The organism is Aquabacter sp. DMC10, from assembly GCF_056314145.1.
In genome coordinates, this window is sequence record NZ_JBQUYX010000005.1 from 299382 (window position 1) to 318047 (window position 18666).

An 18666-nucleotide genomic window follows, 5' to 3' on the forward strand; every position below is an offset into this window, starting at 1 on the left:
GATCTTTGTTCAGTCTCAGGCGGGCCGGCCTTCAGGCCGGCGGCAAGGGGCGCGCATCCAAGGCGCGCCCGCGCCTCACTCGAAGACGCCGCCATTGGCCAGATGGAAGGCCTTGAGCTTGTTGAAGATGGGCGTATCGAAGTCTGCCGGGGTGGGGCTGGAGCCGCTGATCCAGGAGAAGAGATCGGGGTCCTGCACCTCGATGAGCTCCTCGAACGCTTCCACTTCTTCTTCGGTCAGGCCCTCGATCTCGGCGTCCGCAAAGCGGCCCATGAGGAGGTCCATTTCCCGCGTGCCGCGATGCCAGGCGCGAAAGAGGATACGCCGGCGGCGCACGTCGAGCCCTGCGCTGGATTTCACCGTTCCCGTCATGTGAAGCCTCATGCTGGCGCGGGTTGCCCCGGCAAATGCCGGACCGGCGAGCCCACGGCCCGCCCGGTTCGGCGCTTATAGGAGCAAGTACGCGGCCTTGGCCAGCCTGGACCATGCAGGCGGAGGCGGGGTTCCATGCCGCCCATGCGGGGCGGGCGCCCCGGCCGGCGCGCAGCGCCCTCAGATGAGCGGGCCCCTTGGGCGAGCCGCCCTTAGATGAGCGGGGGCCTCACGTCATCCGCTCTCAGGTGAGCGGGACCTCTCGGCACACCGCTCTCAGGTGAGCGGCATGGCCTTTTCCACCAGCCGCACCCAATAGGAGGCGCCGTGGGGCAGCGCCTCGTCGGCGAAATTATAGCCGGGATGGTGCAGGCCCGCGCTCGGCCCATTGCCGATGAAAATATAGGCGCCGGGGCGCTTCTCCAGCATATAGGCGAAGTCCTCCGCCGCCATGAGCGGGGGGGCGGCCGGGTCCACCTGCATCTCGCCGGCCACGTCGGTGGCGACGTCCTGGGCGAACACCGTCTGGGCGGGATGGTTCATGGTGGTGGGGTAGCCCTCTTTGATCCGCACCGTCACCTTGGCGCCGAAGGCGGTGCCGACGGCCGTGGCGACCTCGGTGACGCGCTCCCGCAGCATCTGGCGGGTGTCGGCGCCGAGGCTGCGCAGCGTCCCGGCGAGCTCCGCGGCGGGCGGCAGCACATTGTCCGCCTCGCCCGCATGGAACTTGGTGATGGACACCACGCCCGAGGCGAGCGGATCGAGATTGCGCGCCACCACCTGCTGCACGGCATTCACGATGGCCGATCCCGTGAGCACCACGTCCACGCCCTCATTGGGCTTGGCCGCATGGGCGCCGCGCCCGTCCACGGTGATGTAGAGATAATCCGCCGAGGCCATGATGGGGCCGGGGCGCATGGCGAAGCGGCCCACGGGGAGGCCCGGCAGATTGTGCATGCCATAGACCTCCTGGATGCCGAAGCGCTCCATGAGGCCGTCCTCGATCATGGCCTTGCCGCCGCCGCCGCCCTCTTCCGCCGGCTGGAACACCAGGATGGCGGTGCCGGAAAAGGCGCGGGTCTCGGCCAGATGCCGCGCCGCGCCCAAGAGCATGGTGGTGTGCCCGTCATGGCCGCAGGCATGCATGCGGCCGGGGGTTAGGGAGGCATAGGGAAGGCCCGTCACCTCGGTCACCGGCAGCGCGTCCATGTCGGCACGCAGGCCGATGACGCGATCCCCCTCGCCCTGCCCGCGAATGACCGCCACGATTCCCGAACGGCCGATGCCCTCCACCACCTCGTCGCAGCCGAATTCCCGGAGCTTCTCGGCGACGAAGGCCGTGGTCTGCGGCAGATCGTAGAGCAGTTCGGGATGGGCGTGCAGGTAGCGGCGCCAGGTGGCCAATTCCTCCGCGGTGTCGGCGAGGCGATTGATGACGGGCATTCAACAACTCCTTAGGCCATTCCCGCGCGACGTGGACACCGGCTCGCGCGACGACACCGCGCGCCGGGGGGGCATCGGTGGCGATCCGACCCGTCCGGGCGGCGGTGCCGGCGCCCCCCGCCCTGCCCGTGTCGCGACCGCCCCCGCCGCAGCCCCCGCCCCGGCCCGCAGGCCGGCGCACGCTCACGGCACCATGGTGCGCGCCCCGGCCCATGCGGGTCAATGCCCTCCGGGCGGTCCTGCCGCAGCGCACACAGGATTGCCCATCCCCACTTCTCCCCGCGCCCCCTCTTGACCCTGGCGCACCGTCCACGTACCACGCGCCCTGAGTGAGCCCGTAGCTCAGCCGGTAGAGCACGTGACTTTTAATCATGGGGTCTCGGGTTCGAATCCCGACGGGCTCACCATTCCGCCCTTCTGCGAAGCCAGTGCCCAGGTTGCAACGCGGGCCAACCCGTGCCGTTTCGGCGCGCAAATTCCCCTTTGCCCGCCGTACGCGAGTGTGGAATACACGGACGTCTTACCAATGGGCAGGATGCAAGGAAGGGAATGTCGCCTAGGGACGCTTCCGGTGGCCAAGCCATCTTGCACGCGGCCGCAGGTGGCCCCTTCCCTTGGGCGCCCTGCTCGCTTGATCTTTCGCCTCACTTGGCCCCCTGGCTCGCTTGGTCGGCCATTGTCAACATGTTGAAAGTCTGAATGCGCAAGATTGTCGTGACCGGCGCCGCCGGCCTGGTGGGACTGAACCTGGTGGCGCGGCTGAAAGACCGCGCGGACCTGACGCTCGTCGGCATCGACAAGCACGCCGCCAATGCGGCGCTGTTCCGCCAGATCTTCCCGGACGTGCCCCTCATCGAGGCGGACCTTGCCCGGCCCGGCGATTGGGAGGCGGCCTTCGCCGGGGCGGATGCGGTGGTCATCAACCAGGCGCAGATCGGCGGCCTCGTGGAGCAGGACTTCATCGCGAACAATGTGGTCGCCACCCGCCACATCCTTGCGGCGATGGCGGCCCATGGGGTGGGTTATTTCGTCGGCATCTCCTCCTCGGTGGTGAATTCCCGGGCCGATGATTTCTACACCCGCTCCAAGACCGCCCAGGAAGAGATCTATCGCACCAGCGGCATCGACCATGTGGTGCTGCGCCCCACCTTGATGTTCGGCTGGTTCGACCGCAAGCATCTGGGCTGGCTGCGCCGCTTCATGGACCGGACGCCGGTCTTTCCCATCCCCGGAGACGGGCGCTATCTGCGCCAGCCGCTCTATGTGGGGGATTTCGTTTCCATCATCGATGCCAGCCTGCGCACCCGCGCCAGCGGCGTGCACGACATATCCGGGCACGAAAAGATCACCTATGGCGACCTCATTGCCCTCATCCACCAGACGGTGAAGCCGCGCGCGCGCCTGGTGCACATCCCCTACGCCCTGTTCTGGGGCCTGCTCTGGCTTTATGCCCGCTTCGACCGGAACCCGCCCTTTACCACCAGCCAGTTGGAGGCCCTGGTCATTCCCGAGGAATTTCCCGTCACCGATTGGCCGGGCACCTTTGGTGTCACGCGAACCCCGTTGCGCCGCGCGCTGGCTGAAACCTATCTGGACCCGGTCTATGGCCGGGTCGCGCTTGCCTTTTGAGGGGGCGCGGCGCCATGGCACAGGTGGTTGTGATCGGGGCCGGCGCCATGGGATTGGCGGCGGCTTGGCAGGCGGTGCGGCTCGGGCATGCGGTGGACGTGATCGAGGCGGACGCCGTGGCCGGAGGGATGGCGGCCCATTTCGACTTTGGCGGCCTGTCCATCGAGCGCTTCTATCATTTCGTCTGCAAGACCGATGATCCCACCTTTGCGCTGATGGCGGAGCTGGGCATCGCCGACGCCATGCGCTGGCGGGACACCACCATGGCCTATCGCATGGGAGGCGCGCTGCACAAATGGGGCGCGCCTCTCGCGCTGCTGGGCTTTCCCCATCTTAGTTTGGTTGAGAAGATCCGCACGGGGTTGCAGATGTTTAGCGCCACCCGGGCGCAGGATTTTGCCGCCATCGAGCATCTCACGTCGCGGCAATGGATCGAGCGAGGGTCCGGCAGGAGTGTCTATGCCAAGCTCTGGCAGCGCCTGCAGGAACTAAAATTCTATGAATATGCCGATCGGGTGTCGGCCTCCTGGATCGCCACGCGCGTGCGGCGCATCGGCCGATCCCGGCGCAACCTCTTTCAGGAACAGCTCGGCTATATCGAGGGGGGATCCCAAACCCTGGTGGACGCGCTGGTGCGTGACTTCACCGCCCGCGGAGGGCGCCTCCACCTGTCGACCCCGGCCGAGCAGGTGCTGGTACAGGAGGGCAAGGTGACCGGCGTTCGAGCAGGCGGGCGGGAGTTTGCAGCGGATGCGGTCATCTCAACGGTGCCGACGCCGCTGGTGAGCAAGCTGGTGCCGGACCTGCCGGACGCCGACAAGGCGAAATACGACGCCATCCCGAACATCGGCGTGGTGTGCCTGCTGTTCAAGCTGAAGCGGTCCGTGACGCCGCATTTCTGGGTCAACATCGTCGAGCCCAACATCGAGATTCCGGGCATCATAGAATTCTCCAACCTGCGTCCACTCCCGCAGACGGTGGTGTATGTGCCCTATTACATGCCGGTGACGCAGCCGAAATGGGCGCTGCCGGACGCAGCGCTCATCGCAGAGGCCTTCGGTTACATCAAGCAGATCAACCCGTCGCTCACCGACGACGACCTACTGGACGCGCGCGCCGGCCGGCTGCGCCACGCCCAGCCGGTGTGCGAGCCGCATTTCGAGCAGATGATCCCCCCTGTCCAGACGGCTATTTCCGGACTGCAGGTGGCGGACACCTGCTATTACTATCCCGAGGATCGCGGCATTGCGGAGAGCATCCGGCTCGGACGGAAAATGGCGCGGGACATCATGCCGTGCGGCACGTGACGCGGCTCTTGAAGGGATAGCACAGACGACTGGACACCCAAACCCTGCCTGTACATGACGACACACTCCCAATCCCCAGTCAGGTGACGGATCAGATGACACTGCCCTCCCCTTCACATCGCTCCCCGACATGGGCAACATACCTTCTGGCCTGTCTTTTACTGCTAGGGTTAGCGTTCTCTTTTGCCGTGCTGGTGATTGGCCTCCAAAATCCGATTTTGGACAATCTGTATTTCCGTCAGACCCAGACAGCCATCTCAGCGTATTGGATCGCTCGGGGCGGCCCTTGGTTTGCCTATCAGACGCCGGTGCTTGGGGCGCCATGGGCCATTCCCTTTGAGTTCCCGCTCTATCAGTTGATTGTCGCAGCCCTTTCCAAGGCATCCATCCAGCTCGATGTGGCCGGGCGGGTGGTAAACTATGCTTTCTTTGTTCTGACCCTTTGGCCTCTTCGGTCTCTGACTCGGACGCTTAAATTAAAAACGTCGACTTTCCTCATTATTGCGACGTTGTTTTTATTCTCCCCTTTGTATGTTTACTGGAGCCGGACGTTTCTCATTGAAAATTGCGCACTGTTCTTCGGCGTATCATGGCTTGCACTTATGGCCAGCTACCTGAAACATCCGCGCTTGCTCCAACTGCTTTTGGCGATCGGCGCGGGCAGCCTCGCTGTTCTCTCGAAATCGACGACATTTCCGGCCTTCCTGATGCTTGGGGGCCTTGGAACCGTCGGGATCCTGATCCGAGGTCTGCGTGCAGGCGACGGGCTGCGCCCCCTGGCCCTCGTCGCAGGCGGCGCCCTTGGCGCGGCGGTTATTCCCTTGGTTGTGGGCTTGGCCTGGGTGGCGTATTCGGACGCCGTCAAATCTGCCAACGAGTTCGGCAAGCTGATCACCTCCCCCGCGCTCGCCGAATGGAACTTTGGCACGCTTGATCAGAAGCTTAGCCTGCAGTTGTGGAAGGATGTGATCCTCGGCCGTGCGATTCCGGACATCCTGGGCTCGCTTTATTTCATGGCACTGATCCCCCTGCTGTTCGCGGTGAGGTCCCGCCGGACGCTGATGTTTGCGGCACTGGCCATGCTGGCCTTTCTGTTCCCGTTCGTGGTCTTCACCAATATTCATATGGTCCACGGCTACTATCAGGTGGCTAATGGCCTGTTCATCCTGATTGCCGTAGGGCTTTGCCTGGGGGCCACTTTCGAGAGGGGACACCCCCGCGCGGCCTTAGCGCTCCTCCTCATATTGGTCGGAGGCCAAGCTTACTTCTTCAACCAGAATTACAAATCACTCGTTACGATGGACCAAAGCAATGGTGCGTTTTACCGCATCGCGATGCTAGCCAAACAAAACACAAGGCCAGACCAGAGCATTATGGTGTTCGGAGATGACTGGTCATCGGCGATCAATTACTACGCTGAACGTAAAGGAATTGCGGTTCCATTCTGGACCCCTACACAACTTTTCAAGCGGATCGAGGCCAACCCCAACGCATTTCTAGGGGATTTCCCACTGGGGGCGATCGTGGCCTGCCGGCTTTCGCCGGTTGAATATTCGCTTCAGCAGGAATTCCTCGCCGATCGTCGCCTGATTGCGGAGGAGGGCGTCTGCCGCATTTATGCGGCGGACCGGAGCTGAGCCGGGCTGAGGCGACACGCGCCACGTGTGCGGCATATATGAGCTCTTCACGTGCGATCTGATCCAGAAGGCCACTTTGATCGTTTAACCCGGCACCGGGATCAAACGCAATGTCGCCGCTGGCCTATATTACCTTGGCGTGTCTCGCCTTCCTGCTCACCGCCGTGGCGGCGTGGTTCATCCTGTCCGTGTGAGGAAGAGGAGGGGTCCGGCGGAGTTTGGAATGCAGGCGCCGGGAGCACAGCCCCGCGCAGGGTCGCCTTGATACATGCGAGATGTCCGACCATCCAAGGTCAGGGGACATGTCGTGATGGATCAGATCGCGCCTCGGGCGGCGGTCCGCCCGCATGGGACCGCAGGAAAGGCCCGGCGCCGCGCCGGCGCCGCGTGCCAAGGGCCACGGCCATGAGCGTGCGCCCCGACTTCCAGACCACCGATCTCCAGATCGTAGACACCGCCTTGTCGGCCCGCCTGCTGCGCGGCATCGCCGAACCGCCGACGCGGCTGGTGATGGACCGGGAGGCCCTGTTCCTGGACCGCAGCCGCCGCTCCCGCCGCCGCAGCCTGGTGCCCGCCCAATGGGAGGCGCCGCACACGCCCTATGTGGGGCGGCTGGAGGAATGAGCGTCACCACCCCAACAGGCTTTTAATGGCGTCAAGTCAATCGGTTGAACGCCAATTCTCACGTCCGCCCTGAACTTGCCGGCCAGATCCCGCCCCGCAGAAAACGGGGCGCCGGGCGCCCCGCCGTCTCGTTCCTCAGGCCCAGTCTTCAGGCGGCCGCCGCGTAGCGGTCCACGGAGAGGTCGGCGGTGTCGATTTCCGCCTGACGGCCGCTCACCAGATCCGCCAGCACGCGGCCGGAGCCGCAAGCCATGGTCCAGCCCAGGGTTCCGTGGCCGGTATTGGTGAAGAGGTTGGCATAGCGGGTGGCGCCGATAATGGGCGTGCCATCGGGCGTCATGGGCCGCAGGCCGGTCCAGAAGGTGGCGCGGGAAATGTCGCCGCCTTCGGGGAACAGGTCGCCCACGGAATAAGCGAGGGTCTGCCGCCGGGCTTCGCGCAGGTTCAGGTCGAAGCCCGCCAGTTCCGCCGTGCCCCCCACCCGGATGCGATCGCCGAGGCGCGTGATGGCCACCTTGTAGGTCTCGTCCATGACGGTGGAGACGGGGGCGGCCTCCGCATGGGTGAGCGGAACGGTGATGGAATAGCCCTTCACCGGATAGATGGGCAGGTCGATGCCCAGCGGAGACAGCAAGGCCGGAGTGTAGCTGCCCATGGCCGCCACATAGGCATCGCCAGTCACCACCTCGCCGGTGGCGAGACGCACGCCGGTGATGCGGCCGCCCTGCGTCTCCAGCCCCGCCACGGTGACGCCATGGCGGAAGGTGACGCCGCGCCCGGCGCAGATGGCGGCGAGGCGCTGGGTGAAGAGGAAGGCATCGCCGGTCTCATCCCCCGGCAGGCGCAGGCCGCCCACGAACTTGTCCCTGACGCGGGCCAGCGCCGGCTCGGCCGCAATGCAGCCCGCGCCGTCCAGCACCTCATAGGGCACCCCATAGGCATCCAACACCGAGGTGTCCTCGCCCACATGGTCCAGCTGCTTCTGAGTGCGGAAGAGCTGCAGCGTGCCCATCTCCCGCTCGTCATAATGGATGCCGGTTTCCTGCCGCAGGGCTTTGAGGGCATCGCGGCTGAACTCGGCCACCCGCACCATGCGCGCCTTGTTGCGCTGGTAGGCCTCGTGGGTGCAATTGGCCAGCATCTTGGCCAGCCACACATAGAGCTTGGGATCGAGGCCCGGCCGCACCACCAGCGGAGAGTGCTGCATCATCAGCCACTTGATGGCCTTGACCGGAATGCCCGGGCCGGCCCAGGGGGCGGAATAGCCGGGCGAGACCTGGCCGGCATTGGCGAACGAGGTTTCGAGCCCCGCGCCCTCCTGGCGGTCCAGCACCACCACCTCATGGCCGGACTTGGCCAGATAGAAAGCGGAGGTCACACCGACGACTCCGCTGCCGAGAACGACGACACGCATGGGAGCCTCCTTCAGGCGGGCAGGTAGCGACGGCAGAAGCGGGAGCCGAGGCCAGTCAGAAGTTCATAACCAATGGTGCCGGCGGCACGGGCGGCGGCGTCCACGTCCTGGTGGGGGCCGATGAGGTCCACCAGCGTGCCGGCGGCGATGGCGCCTTCCGGCAGGGCGCTGGCATCGAGCACGATGCTGTCCATGGACACCCGGCCCACCAGCGGCAGGCGGACATCGCCGAGCCACGCGGCCCCCTGGTTGGAGGCGCTACGCAAGAGGCCGTCGGCATAGCCCACTGCCACGGTGGCCAAGCGGGCCGGGCCGGGCACGCGGGCGGTGTGGCCATAGCCCACCGGGGTGGCGGCGGGCACATGGCGCACCTGCACCACACGGCCCTGGAGGCGCACCACGGGGCGCATGGGGTTTACCGCGCCCGCCTGGGGCGCGATGCCATAGAGCGCCGCGCCGGGGCGCACGAGGTCGAAATGATAGTCGGCGCCGAGGAAGATGCCCGAGGAGGCCGCAAGGCTCGCCCGCACGCCGGGAAAGCGCGCCCGCGCCGCCTCGAAGGCCACGCGCTGGGCGGCATTGGCGGGGTGGGCGGGATCATCGGCACAGGCCAGATGACTCATGACGAGGCGCAGATCGAGGCCGGCAAGGCCCTCGGGGTCCACCAGCAGCGCGTCCAGCTCCTCCGCCGCAAGGCCGAAGCGGGCCATGCCCGTATCCACCTGCAGGATCGCGGGCAGGCGCCGGCCGGCGGCGCGCGCTACTTTCTGCCAGCCCTCGATCTGCTCCAGGCTGTTGAGCACCGGCAGAAGGTCATGGGCCAGGAAGTCGCCCTCCACCCCTTCGGGGCTGCCGTTCAGGACCGCGATGGTGGCTTCGGCCGGCACATGGCGGCGCAGGTCCATGCCCTCTTCCAGATGGGCCACGAAGAAGTGGCGGCATCCGGCATCCGCAAGGACCGGCGCGACGGCGGCAGCGCCCAGCCCATAGGCATCCGCCTTCACCACGCCGGCGCAGAGCGCGCCCGAGGCGGTGGCGGCGAGGCGCCGGTAATTGGCGGCAAGGGCCGCCAGATCGATGGTGAGAAGTGCCCCGGCCCGTCCGGCGCCCATTTCGGCGCCCAATGCCTGCGGGATGGAGCGGGAATCCATTGCGATGAAAGCCATGGGGACCGCCAGAAGCTGGGAGGTTTGTTATGGCTTTACTATAGGCGCAACATCGTGCGAATTTCTCGCCAATCAGGCGCAGGATGTTGCGTGGAGAAGCGGATCATGGATGAGAATTTCGAGGTTCCGCATAATCCACCACGGCCCGTCCTGGACGACATCGATCTGAAGATGATCCAGGTGTTGCGGGTGGACGGGCGCATCCCCAATGCGGACCTCGCCACCGCCGTCGGCCTCTCCCCCTCCGCCTGCCTGCGGCGGCTGCGGCTTCTGGAAAAGCGGGGGGTCATCCGGGGCTATACGGCCCTCATCCAATCCACGGCGGTCGACGAGGGGCTGGTGGTGCTGACCCAGATCACCCTCGACCGGCAGACGGAGGACTATCTCAACCGCTTCGAGGCCGCCGTGCGCCGCTGCCCGGAAATCACCGACTGCTACCTGATGACCGGCCTTGCGGACTATCTGCTGAAGATCGAGGTCAAGAATGCCGCCGACTATGAGCGGCTTCATAAGGAGGTGCTCTCCCGCCTACCGGGCGTGTCGCGCATCCAGTCCTCCTTCGCGATCCGCACCGTGGTGAGCGGCGGCGCGTAGGGTATTTTAATACCTCCATCCTTCTCTCGCACGTGTCGCGCCACCCACGGGCCGGAGGAGGGCGTCCGCTAAGCCGAGAACCGGCCTTCCTCCGCCCTCCTCCGCCCGCGCCAAGCGCGTTTCTCGCTCAAAACGTGGGCGGCGTGCAGGCGCTGATGACCTCACACGCCACCGGCCCCACGCACCGGAATCGGTGGGGCCGCCGGCTCTCGAAATAATAGGCATCCCCCGGGCCCAGGATGCGCCGCTCCTCGTCCACGGTCACCTCCAGCCGGCCCGAAAGCACGATGCCCCCCTCCTCCCCCTCGTGAACCAGCGGCACACGGCCGGTATCGGCTCCCGGCTCGTAGCGTTCTTTGAGGATTTGCAAGGACTTGCCGAACATGCTCTCGCCCACCTGGCGGAACGAGATGGGGCCCTTGCCGATCTCCACCAGTTCCTCCGCGGCGAAGAAGACCTTGCGGGGTGCGTCCGGCTCCAAAGCGAAAAACTCTGATAATCCAATGGGTATGCCGTCCAGGATGCGTTTGAGGGCCCCCACCGACGGGTTCACCGTGTTGGACTCGATCAGCGACACAGAAGAGTTGGTCACCCCCGCCCGCTTGGCCAGAGCCCTCTGGGAGAGCCCGTGCTTCATCCGCACGAAGCGCAGGCGGGCACCGATGTCGAGGCTCATGAGGGGCCGTTCCAGGTGTTTCAGATCCGCACCACTATGCGCCACATCTCCTGTTTTTCAATGGGTTATGCTTCAGAAGAAAAGGACTTGTTGCGCCTCGCGAACAGGGCTTCCCTTGGCCGAGAAGGAGCCCCACCCCATGAACATCGCCACCCCCGCCGCCCTACGCGGCCACAATGCCCCGCTTGATGCCTATTGGATGCCGTTCACCGCGAACCGCCAGTTCAAGGCTGCTCCGCGCCTCCTCAGCGGCGCTCAGGGCATGTACTATACCTCCGTGGACGGACGTCAGATCCTGGACGGCTGCGCGGGTCTGTGGTGCGTGAATGCCGGCCATGGCCGCAAGACCATCGCCGACGCGGTCCAGGCCCAGCTCCTGGAAATGGACTATGCTCCTTCCTTCCAGATGGGCCATCCGCTGGCTTTCGAGTTCGCCCACCGCCTCGCCGCCATCGCCCCGGGCGGGGAAGCCGGCGGCCTCGACCGCGTGTTCTTCACCGGCTCCGGCTCGGAAAGTGTTGATACGGCGCTGAAAATCGCCCTCGCCTATCAGCGCGCCATCGGCCAGTCCACCCGCACCCGGCTCATCGGCCGGGAGCGCGGCTATCATGGGGTGGGCTTTGGCGGCATCTCGGTGGGCGGCATCGTCAACAACCGCCGCGCCTTCGCCCCCCAGCTTCCCGGCGTGGACCATCTGCGCCACACCCATGACCTTGCCCGCAATGCCTTTTCCAAGGGCCAGCCGGAGCATGGCGCGGAACTGGCAGAGGACCTGGAGCGCCTCGTCGCCCTCCATGGCGCCGAAACCATCGCCGCCGTCATCGTCGAGCCCATGGCCGGCTCCACGGGCGTTCTCATTCCGCCGAAGGGCTATCTGGAGAAGCTGCGCGAGATCTGCACTCGCCACGGCATTCTGCTGATTTTCGATGAGGTTATCACTGGTTTCGGTCGCCTCGGCGCGCCGTTTGCCACCGACTATTTCGGCGTGGTGCCGGACCTCGTGACCACCGCCAAGGGCATCACCAACGGCTCCATTCCCATGGGCGCGGTGTTCGCCAGCCGCAAGGTCCACGATGCCATGATGCAGGGCCCGGAGAATGCCATAGAGCTGTTCCACGGCTACACCTATTCCGGCCACCCCGCCGCCTGCGCCGCCGGCCTTGCCACCCTCGACATCTATGAGAGCGAGGGCCTGCTCACCCGCGGGGCGGAGCTGGCAACCCTTTGGGCGGACACGCTTCACGGCCTGCGCGACACCGGCAAGGTGATCGACGTCCGCACCATCGGGCTCGTCGCCGGCGTGGAGCTGGAGGCCCGTCCCGGCGCAGTGGGCAGCCGCGGCTATGACGTGTTCGTGGAATGCTTCAACAAGGGCCTGATGGCCCGGGTCACCGGCGACGTGATCGCCCTCTCCCCGCCGCTGATCGTCAGCGCCGAGCAGATCGGCCAGATCGCCCAGACCCTTTCCGACGCCATCCGCGCAACCGCATGACAGAAGGCGGCCGGGTCAGGTGGCGCTTTTCAGCGCCCCCCTGTCTCGGCCGCCTTGCTTTGCCCGGTAAAGGGCCTGATCCACATCGGCCCGCAGTTCCTCGACGCTCTGAGGATGCGCCGGGTCCCATTGCACGATGCCGATGCTGGCCGTGAACGGCAGAGCGACCCCGTCAAAGACCATCACGTCCTGCCGCAGCGACTGCAGCAACGCATCCACCACCCTCATGCCCTCGCCGATGGTGGTATCGGGGAGGATCAGGCAGAATTCGTCGCCGCCAGTGCGCGCCAGCAGATCCGTCCGCCGGATCCGCTCGGACGCCACCCGGGCGAAATGGCGCAGGCACTGATCTCCCGCTGCATGGCCATAGGCGTCATTGATCTCCTTGAACCGGTCGAGATCAACCATGAGCAGACAGAAGACGCCACCCATCCGTTTGGCATGAAAAACGTCCGCCTGAAGGCGTTCGAGGAAGTAGCGCCGGCTCCCGACCCCGGTGAGGTCATCCGCATCCACGAGGGCGGAAAGGTCGGAGCGCACCTTCTCCATGGTTGCGAGGATGAAGCCGAAGCAGGCGGAAACGCAGCCGAACACCGTGAGCAGCACGCTGACGATGGCGACGGGATGCGACACCTGCTCCGGCAAAATCCGAACCGCGAACGCCACGACGGTCAAGAATGTCATCACATCGCCAAACGCCCCGACCCCCAACGCGATGGCGCACAGGCGAGAGGCGGGTGTGGCCGCCGGGTCCCGTGTCAGGTCCCGCACCATAAGGAGAAAAGGCACCGTTCCTGACAGCGTGTGGAAAAAACGCAGCGCCACCGGGTTGTCGGGAAACAGCGCAAGGCCCAGGGCGATGGCGGCCACCCCTGCGCCAATGCCCCACCAGGGCACGGTGCGATTGTAGAACTGGCGCAAGCCGACCCACAGCAAAGCTGCCCCAACCGCGATCAAAATGTGGGCAGCCGTGGCAATGGCAAAACTGGGGTGGGCGTAATTGTAGGCGATGCCTGCGGCCCCAACGCCTCCGCTCAGGCTGGCGGCAAGCCACGTTCCGGGACCGCGGACCGTGGCGTAGGAGCGCCACACCACCAACCAGGCGACGGAAAACGCGCCGCCTAGGAAGACGATAAAAATATAGACCGTAAACAGATCGAGTTTCATCGTGCCTGGTCGTTCAGCGGCCCAGCTGGGTGGCGCACCACCCCCTTCCCGACCGCCGGGTTATTGCCTTCAAGACACGACCTTGACGCGCCCCAGCTTCAGCCGAAGGCCGCGCTCATCGTTCCTGCCTCCGCACAGACTGGAACTCCGTCCGAACAGCACCCTGATGGGACCCGTGGCCCCGCGTTCTCGGACGTCGCCCCCGCCCGTCACAGAACCCTAGAGTGAACCGACGACGTGGAGAGGAACAAGGGGGGAATTGGTCTTACTCAGGCTCCGGTGCGCAGTTTGGCCCCGCCGTGGCGTCCTATGCCGGCGCCTTGCGTCTCCTAAGGCGGGCACGTATCATGCAAAAGTTGCGCGGATGATTCCATCATCGCAAAGATTGCAGACGCCCGCCCGGGTCCAGATCAGGGCTGACAGCCCGTTTTCGCAGGGTCGAGGCCGTCCGGCGTGTCCCAGTCATTGGCAGGAAGATTGGCATAGCGCCCCTTGAATTCCTGCTTCTTGGTGGTGAGCTTCACCGGCGTGCCGTCGGGCGCCAGGTCGATCAGCCAGAAATAATCGTACGTGTTTTCCGGCCAGGTGCGCGGCACATCCGGCAGGCGGTCGAGGTGCAAGGTCTGGCGCAAAGTCATCCGCCGGCCAGGATTGGCCTTTTCCATCGCCTCATCGGCGATCGCCTGGTGCTCCCAGAAGACGATCACGGTCTTGCCGGTCCAGCGGGGGTCTTCCATGAGGGAGCGTGTCAGCCACACATTGCGATCGGCAATGGCGGTGGGAAAGCCGGCGTGCCAATTGGTGAACCCCTTCACCTCCTCCGGCAGCACGGCGTACAGCACCACCGGTTGCTGCCAGGACACGGCTGTCGGCGCCGCCGTTTCCAGCACGTGCAAGGTCACCGCGAACACCGCCGCCGGCGTTTCTCCCGGTGCCAGCAACGGCTCCGTGGCGTTCGCGCCAAGATATTGATGGGCAATGGCACGGGCCCGCTCCAGTCCGGTCTCGCAGAGCTGATAATCATTCTTCTTCTCGGCGTGCCGCAGCAGGATGATGCGTGACGGGGCCGCCTCGCCAAGAGCCGGCACGAGGGCGGAACACACAAAAGCAAGGCACGCGAGACCAAGACGAAACACGTGGGACGCTCCTTTGCCCCGCCGGCGTTCTCAGGCATCGGGGAATCGCCCAGGCGCCCCCGACGTCAGGCAGGGGCCGACGCTCCCCCCATGCCGAGCGAGCATAAGTCCTGCCCTGGCCGAGGTGAAGGTCCGCACATCGCGCTTTCGGGCCCGCGTTCGCCGGCTCGCTTGCCAAGCCCCGCAGCCTCGCCTATGCGAAGAGGGGCGACGTTCCGGGGGATCGGATGGTGAAGATGAAGTTCTTGCTCGGAAGCACGGCGTTTTGGGCCTTCGGCCTCGCCCTCGCCGCATCCGCGCCCGAGGTCGCCTTGGCCCAGAGTTCGAGCGGCTCGAACATTCCGAAGGTGGATATCCACCCTCACAATCCCAACGTGATCCAGCTGCCGGTGATTCCCCAGGGCAATTATCTGGATCCCGGCCCCGGTGCGCCCATCCGGCCCGACGTGAAGGATGGCGACGACCGGAACGAAGATTATGTCTTCCCGCCCAATCTCGACGGCTTCATGGGCGGCTCGCCGCCCGGCGATCCCACGGCCGATGGCCAGTGGAGCCCCCTGCCGGGCGACACGCCGAGCTTCTGAACAAAAAGGCCCCGGCCGCCTCTGGCGCCGGGGCTTTTTTTGGGGGGGACCTCCGGGCGCCTGGCCGCCATTCGCGGGCTGGCTGTGTCCCCTCGCCGCATGCGCCCCCCAAAAGAAAACGGCGGAGCCCAAGGCCCCGCCGTTCGCAAACCGGATGAACCGGAAAGATCAGCGCTTCGAGAACTGGAAGCTGCGGCGAGCCTTGGCGCGGCCGTACTTCTTGCGCTCGACCACGCGGCTATCGCGGGTCAGGAAGCCGCCCTTCTTGAGCGGGGAGCGCAGCTCAGGCTCATAGAAGGTCAGGGCGCGGGAGATGCCGTGGCGCAGCGCGCCGGCCTGGCCGGAGAGGCCGCCGCCGGAGACCGTGCACACCACGTCATACTGGCCTTCGCGGCCGGCGACCTGGAACGGCTGGTTGATCATCAGGCGCAGCACCGGACGGGCGAAGTACACTTCGACCTCACGGTCATTGACCGTGATCTTGCCCGTGCCGGGACGCACCCACACGCGGGCCACGGCGTCCTTGCGCTTGCCGGTGGCATAGGCGCGGCCGAACTTGTCCAGCTTCTGCACATGGACGGGGGCGTCCTGCACTTCAACCTGGCGGGTGTTCAGGGAATCGAGGGACTGAAGAACCTCGGCCATGTTCAGTTCCTCACATTCTTGCGGTTGAGGCTCGCCACATCGAGCGCCACCGGCTGCTGAGCCTCGTGGGGGTGGCTCGCGCCCTTATAAACGCGCAGGTTGCCCATGATCTTGCGACCCAGCGGGCCACGGGCGAGCATGCGCTCCACGGCCTTCTCGATCACGCGCTCGGGGAAGCGCCCCTCGAGAATGAACTTGGCGCTGCGGTCCTTGATGCCGCCCGGGAAGCCGGTGTGGTGGTGATAGACCTTCTGGTCGCGCTTGCGACCGGTGAAGACCACCTTCTCGGCATTCACCACGACGACATTGTCGCCGCAGTCCACGTGGGGGGTGTAGATGGGCAAGTGCTTGCCCTTGAGGCGCATGGCGATGATGGTGGCGAGGCGTCCGACGACGAGCCCCGTCGCATCGATCACCACCCACTTCTTTTCGATTTCGGCGGGCTTGGCCGAATACGTCTTCATGGATCGGTTTCCGAATGAGGAAGCCGCCGTGCCGGCCAGGAGCAGGCAACAGCGGCAATGGGCGAGGCTTCTAACCCAGGCCCGCCACACCGTCAACCAAACGTCACCGACTTTTATATCGAAAAAACAATAGCTTATAAAAATGGTGCAATAACACCATCAAATAAGACCTACTTTTCCGGTCCAAAGGCGACCTTCGGCCTCACTTCCCCCGCTGCCCCAGGCTGCGCATGGCGTCCAGCCACTTCTGACGCTGCGCGGGAGGAGTGGCATCCACCATTCCGAACAGGGTGTGTCGCACCGGACTCATGCCGACAAAGCCGAGAATGTTGCGCTCCAGCCCCAGAATACCGTGGGCGAAATAATACCAGCGATAGATGGTGGCGGGCATGCCCATGGTCACCACCACCCGCGCCGACCGCCCCTGCATCAGGGTCTGCGGAAAGCCGGGGCCGGAGTAGACGAAGGCAAAGCCTGGCCGCATCAATTGCTCAAGAAAGGCTTTCACAAGCGCCGGCATGGTGCCGAGCCACAAGGGAAACAGCAGGACCACGTGGTTGGCCTCCAGCAGCGCATCGCGCGCCGGAAACAGGGCGGGCGGCATGCCGCCGGTTTCAAAATCCGCCTGTGTCCGCATCAAGGGAAAATCCAGGCTCGCCACCTCCACCCGCGTGACACGATGGCCCGCCTCCACAGCCCCTTGCGCATAGGCATCCGCAAGGGCGTGACACAGGTGGCGGCCATTGGGGTCCGGGTGACCCTGGATGATGAGGATGGATTTACCCATGGAGAGCCTCCGCCTCGAACCCTCCCCCAGCCGCTCGGCAGGAGCATTGATCGAAGTCAGAACACCCGCCCGAACGGATCACCCTCACCCGCCTCTCACCGATCGGGAATGGAATAGGTGGCCACGCAATGGGCCACCAGATCCTCGCTCCCCTCACCGCGGATGCCCACGTCCCCCACCGCCAGGCGCTTGCCAAGCTTGATGAGGCGGGCATCGGCAAAGAGCGCGCCCGGCGGGGGCTTGCGCAGGAAATTGATGGACAGGTTGGTGGTAACGGCCAGCGGGACGAGGCCGATCTGCCCCAGCAGCGCCACGTAAACCGCCACATCCGCCAGCGCCATCATGGCCGGGCCAGAAATGGTGCCGCCGGGCCGTAAATGCTCCTCGCCCGCGTCCAGCCGCACCGTCGCGGTGCGACGTCCCAGCGCCACGGCCGTGAAGGGCCGGCCGGCGCCAAAGGCCTGGGGAAACTCCACCGCCAGGAAGCCTGAGAGGTCTTCCATGCTGACCACTGTTTCCAGTCCGTGCCTGCCCATGACGCTGTCCACCCATCTCGCTTCTCGTTGAAGCCTTGCTTAAAATAGACGTGCCTTTGCGCAAAGCGTCGAACGACGAGGCCGTCATGTCCCCTGCGTCCACCACTGCCACCGTCCCGGCCCACCAGGAGACCGCACAGCCGCCGCTTCTGCGCTCCGATTCCGGCGGCATCGCCACCTTGACGCTGGCCCGTCCCTCCAGCCGCAACTCCCTGTCCGAGGCGATGCTGGAAGCCCTGGCGGAGACCTTGACGGACATCGCCGTCGACGAAAGCGTCCGCGTGGTGGTGCTGAGCGCGCAGGGGCCGGTCTTCTCGGCCGGTCATGACCTTAAGGAAATCCAGGCCCACCGCGCTGACCCGGACAAGGGCCGGGCCTATTACGAGCAGGTGCTGAAGCGCTGCTCGGCGGTGATGACGGCCATTGTCCGCCTACCCCAGCCCGTGATCGCCGCCGTGGAAGGCATGGCCACCGCCGCCGGTTGCCAGCTTGTGGCGAGCTGCGACCTCGCGGTCGCCGGCCAGGCCGCACGCTTCTGCACGCCGGGGGTGAACATCGGCCTGTTCTGCCACACGCCCATGGTGGCCCTGTCGCGGGCCGTCTCGCGCAAGCACGCCATGGAGATGCTGATTCTCGGCGACTGGGTGGAAGCGGACGATGCGTATCGCATGGGGCTCGTGAACCGGGTGGTGGCCGAAGGCGAAGCGGTTGCCGCCGCCACCACGCTGGCGGAGCGGATTGCCTCCAAGTCCAAGGTGCCGGTGAAGCTGGGCAAGGCGGCGTTCTACGCCCAGGCCGAAATGACCCTCGACGATGCCTATGTGTTCGCAGCGGATGTCATGACCACCAATCTCCTGGCTCGGGATGCCGATGAAGGGATCGGAGCCGTGATCGGCAAGCGCCATCCGATCTGGGAGGACCGCTGAGCATCCCGCGGGACGATACCGGCCGTTTACCGAACATAAACCATGACGCGTGCCTTCTGGTGTCTGC

At 65.5% G+C, this 18666-nt stretch carries 19 protein-coding genes and 1 tRNA gene; 9 read left to right on the plus strand and 11 right to left on the minus strand.

Annotated features, from left to right (window positions below; all coding sequences use genetic code 11):
* Nucleotides 1-75 precede the first annotated feature (75 nt).
* A complete protein-coding gene (locus tag ACT54L_RS15910; RefSeq protein WP_274777292.1) occupies nt 76-372 on the minus strand; it encodes an FAD assembly factor SdhE in 297 nt (98 codons plus the stop codon).
* A gap of 276 nt (nt 373-648) precedes the next feature.
* A complete protein-coding gene (locus ACT54L_RS15915; protein WP_476086608.1) occupies nt 649-1815 on the minus strand; it encodes a M20 aminoacylase family protein in 1167 nt (388 codons plus the stop codon).
* A gap of 331 nt (nt 1816-2146) precedes the next feature.
* On the opposite strand from ACT54L_RS15915, the gene ACT54L_RS15920 reads away from it, so the two are divergent.
* From ACT54L_RS15920 to ACT54L_RS15940, 5 genes are all read left to right on the plus strand, one after another.
* Nucleotides 2147-2222 (plus strand) — tRNA-Lys (locus ACT54L_RS15920).
* Nucleotides 2223-2514: 292 nt separating this feature from the next.
* Nucleotides 2515-3444 (plus strand): NAD-dependent epimerase/dehydratase family protein, encoded by a 930-nt coding sequence (locus ACT54L_RS15925; protein ID WP_476086609.1) that lies wholly within the window; start codon nt 2515-2517, stop codon nt 3442-3444.
* 14 nt (nt 3445-3458) lie between these two features.
* Nucleotides 3459-4751, plus strand: coding sequence for an NAD(P)/FAD-dependent oxidoreductase (locus ACT54L_RS15930; RefSeq protein WP_476086610.1), 1293 nt, complete (start codon nt 3459-3461; stop codon nt 4749-4751).
* A gap of 95 nt (nt 4752-4846) precedes the next feature.
* Entirely contained in the window at nt 4847-6388 is a 1542-nt protein-coding gene (locus tag ACT54L_RS15935) for a hypothetical protein (protein WP_476086611.1), read from the plus strand.
* Between the two features lie 405 nt (nt 6389-6793).
* Nucleotides 6794-7012 (plus strand): hypothetical protein, encoded by a 219-nt coding sequence (locus ACT54L_RS15940; protein ID WP_209100061.1) that lies wholly within the window; start codon nt 6794-6796, stop codon nt 7010-7012.
* A 148-nt stretch (nt 7013-7160) separates the two neighbouring features.
* Here the strand turns inward: ACT54L_RS15940 and ACT54L_RS15945 are convergent, their stop codons facing one another.
* Together ACT54L_RS15945 and alr are read right to left on the minus strand one after the other, a co-directional pair.
* A complete protein-coding gene (locus ACT54L_RS15945; RefSeq protein WP_476086612.1) occupies nt 7161-8426 on the minus strand; it encodes a D-amino acid dehydrogenase in 1266 nt (421 codons plus the stop codon).
* An 11-nt stretch (nt 8427-8437) separates the two neighbouring features.
* Nucleotides 8438-9592 (minus strand): alanine racemase, encoded by a 1155-nt coding sequence (gene alr, locus ACT54L_RS15950; protein WP_476086613.1) that lies wholly within the window; start codon nt 9590-9592, stop codon nt 8438-8440.
* Between the two features lie 105 nt (nt 9593-9697).
* Between alr and ACT54L_RS15955 the strand changes: the two genes are divergently transcribed.
* Nucleotides 9698-10186: an Lrp/AsnC family transcriptional regulator gene (locus tag ACT54L_RS15955; RefSeq protein WP_476086614.1), complete on the plus strand. Its 489-nt coding sequence runs from the start codon at nt 9698-9700 to the stop codon at nt 10184-10186.
* Nucleotides 10187-10313: 127 nt separating this feature from the next.
* Here ACT54L_RS15955 and ACT54L_RS15960 read toward each other — a convergent pair whose 3' ends face one another.
* Nucleotides 10314-10862: a cupin domain-containing protein gene (locus tag ACT54L_RS15960; protein ID WP_476086615.1), complete on the minus strand. Its 549-nt coding sequence runs from the start codon at nt 10860-10862 to the stop codon at nt 10314-10316.
* Between the two features lie 139 nt (nt 10863-11001).
* Here ACT54L_RS15960 and aptA point away from each other — a divergent pair, with 139 nt between their 5' ends.
* A complete protein-coding gene (aptA, locus tag ACT54L_RS15965; RefSeq protein ID WP_476086616.1) occupies nt 11002-12354 on the plus strand; it encodes an omega-aminotransferase AptA in 1353 nt (450 codons plus the stop codon).
* A gap of 15 nt (nt 12355-12369) precedes the next feature.
* On the opposite strand, the gene ACT54L_RS15970 is transcribed toward aptA, so the two are convergent.
* Both ACT54L_RS15970 and ACT54L_RS15975 read right to left on the minus strand, forming a co-directional pair.
* The gene (locus tag ACT54L_RS15970) at nt 12370-13521 is read right to left on the minus strand and encodes a GGDEF domain-containing protein (protein ID WP_476086617.1); all 1152 of its coding nucleotides are present in this window, start codon (nt 13519-13521) and stop codon (nt 12370-12372) included.
* Between the two features lie 410 nt (nt 13522-13931).
* Nucleotides 13932-14657: a histidine phosphatase family protein gene (locus ACT54L_RS15975; protein WP_476086618.1), complete on the minus strand. Its 726-nt coding sequence runs from the start codon at nt 14655-14657 to the stop codon at nt 13932-13934.
* Nucleotides 14658-14893: 236 nt separating this feature from the next.
* Between ACT54L_RS15975 and ACT54L_RS15980 the strand changes: the two genes are divergently transcribed.
* Nucleotides 14894-15241 carry a hypothetical protein gene (locus tag ACT54L_RS15980; RefSeq protein WP_476086619.1) on the plus strand — a complete coding sequence of 116 codons (348 nt, stop codon included), beginning with the start codon at nt 14894-14896 and terminating at the stop codon, nt 15239-15241.
* Nucleotides 15242-15409: 168 nt separating this feature from the next.
* Here the strand turns inward: ACT54L_RS15980 and rpsI are convergent, their stop codons facing one another.
* From rpsI to ACT54L_RS16000, 4 genes are all read right to left on the minus strand, one after another.
* Nucleotides 15410-15886 (minus strand): 30S ribosomal protein S9, encoded by a 477-nt coding sequence (gene rpsI / locus ACT54L_RS15985; RefSeq protein ID WP_476086620.1) that lies wholly within the window; start codon nt 15884-15886, stop codon nt 15410-15412.
* Between the two features lie 2 nt (nt 15887-15888).
* The gene (gene rplM, locus ACT54L_RS15990; RefSeq protein WP_476086621.1) at nt 15889-16350 is read right to left on the minus strand and encodes a 50S ribosomal protein L13; all 462 of its coding nucleotides are present in this window, start codon (nt 16348-16350) and stop codon (nt 15889-15891) included.
* 202 nt (nt 16351-16552) lie between these two features.
* Nucleotides 16553-17137 carry an NAD(P)H-dependent oxidoreductase gene (locus ACT54L_RS15995; protein WP_476086622.1) on the minus strand — a complete coding sequence of 195 codons (585 nt, stop codon included), beginning with the start codon at nt 17135-17137 and terminating at the stop codon, nt 16553-16555.
* Nucleotides 17138-17232: 95 nt separating this feature from the next.
* Nucleotides 17233-17673: a PaaI family thioesterase gene (locus ACT54L_RS16000; protein WP_476086623.1), complete on the minus strand. Its 441-nt coding sequence runs from the start codon at nt 17671-17673 to the stop codon at nt 17233-17235.
* A gap of 86 nt (nt 17674-17759) precedes the next feature.
* On the opposite strand from ACT54L_RS16000, the gene ACT54L_RS16005 reads away from it, so the two are divergent.
* Nucleotides 17760-18599, plus strand: a complete 840-nt coding sequence (locus tag ACT54L_RS16005) for an enoyl-CoA hydratase (protein ID WP_476086624.1) — start codon at nt 17760-17762, stop codon at nt 18597-18599.
* Nucleotides 18600-18666 lie beyond the last annotated feature (67 nt).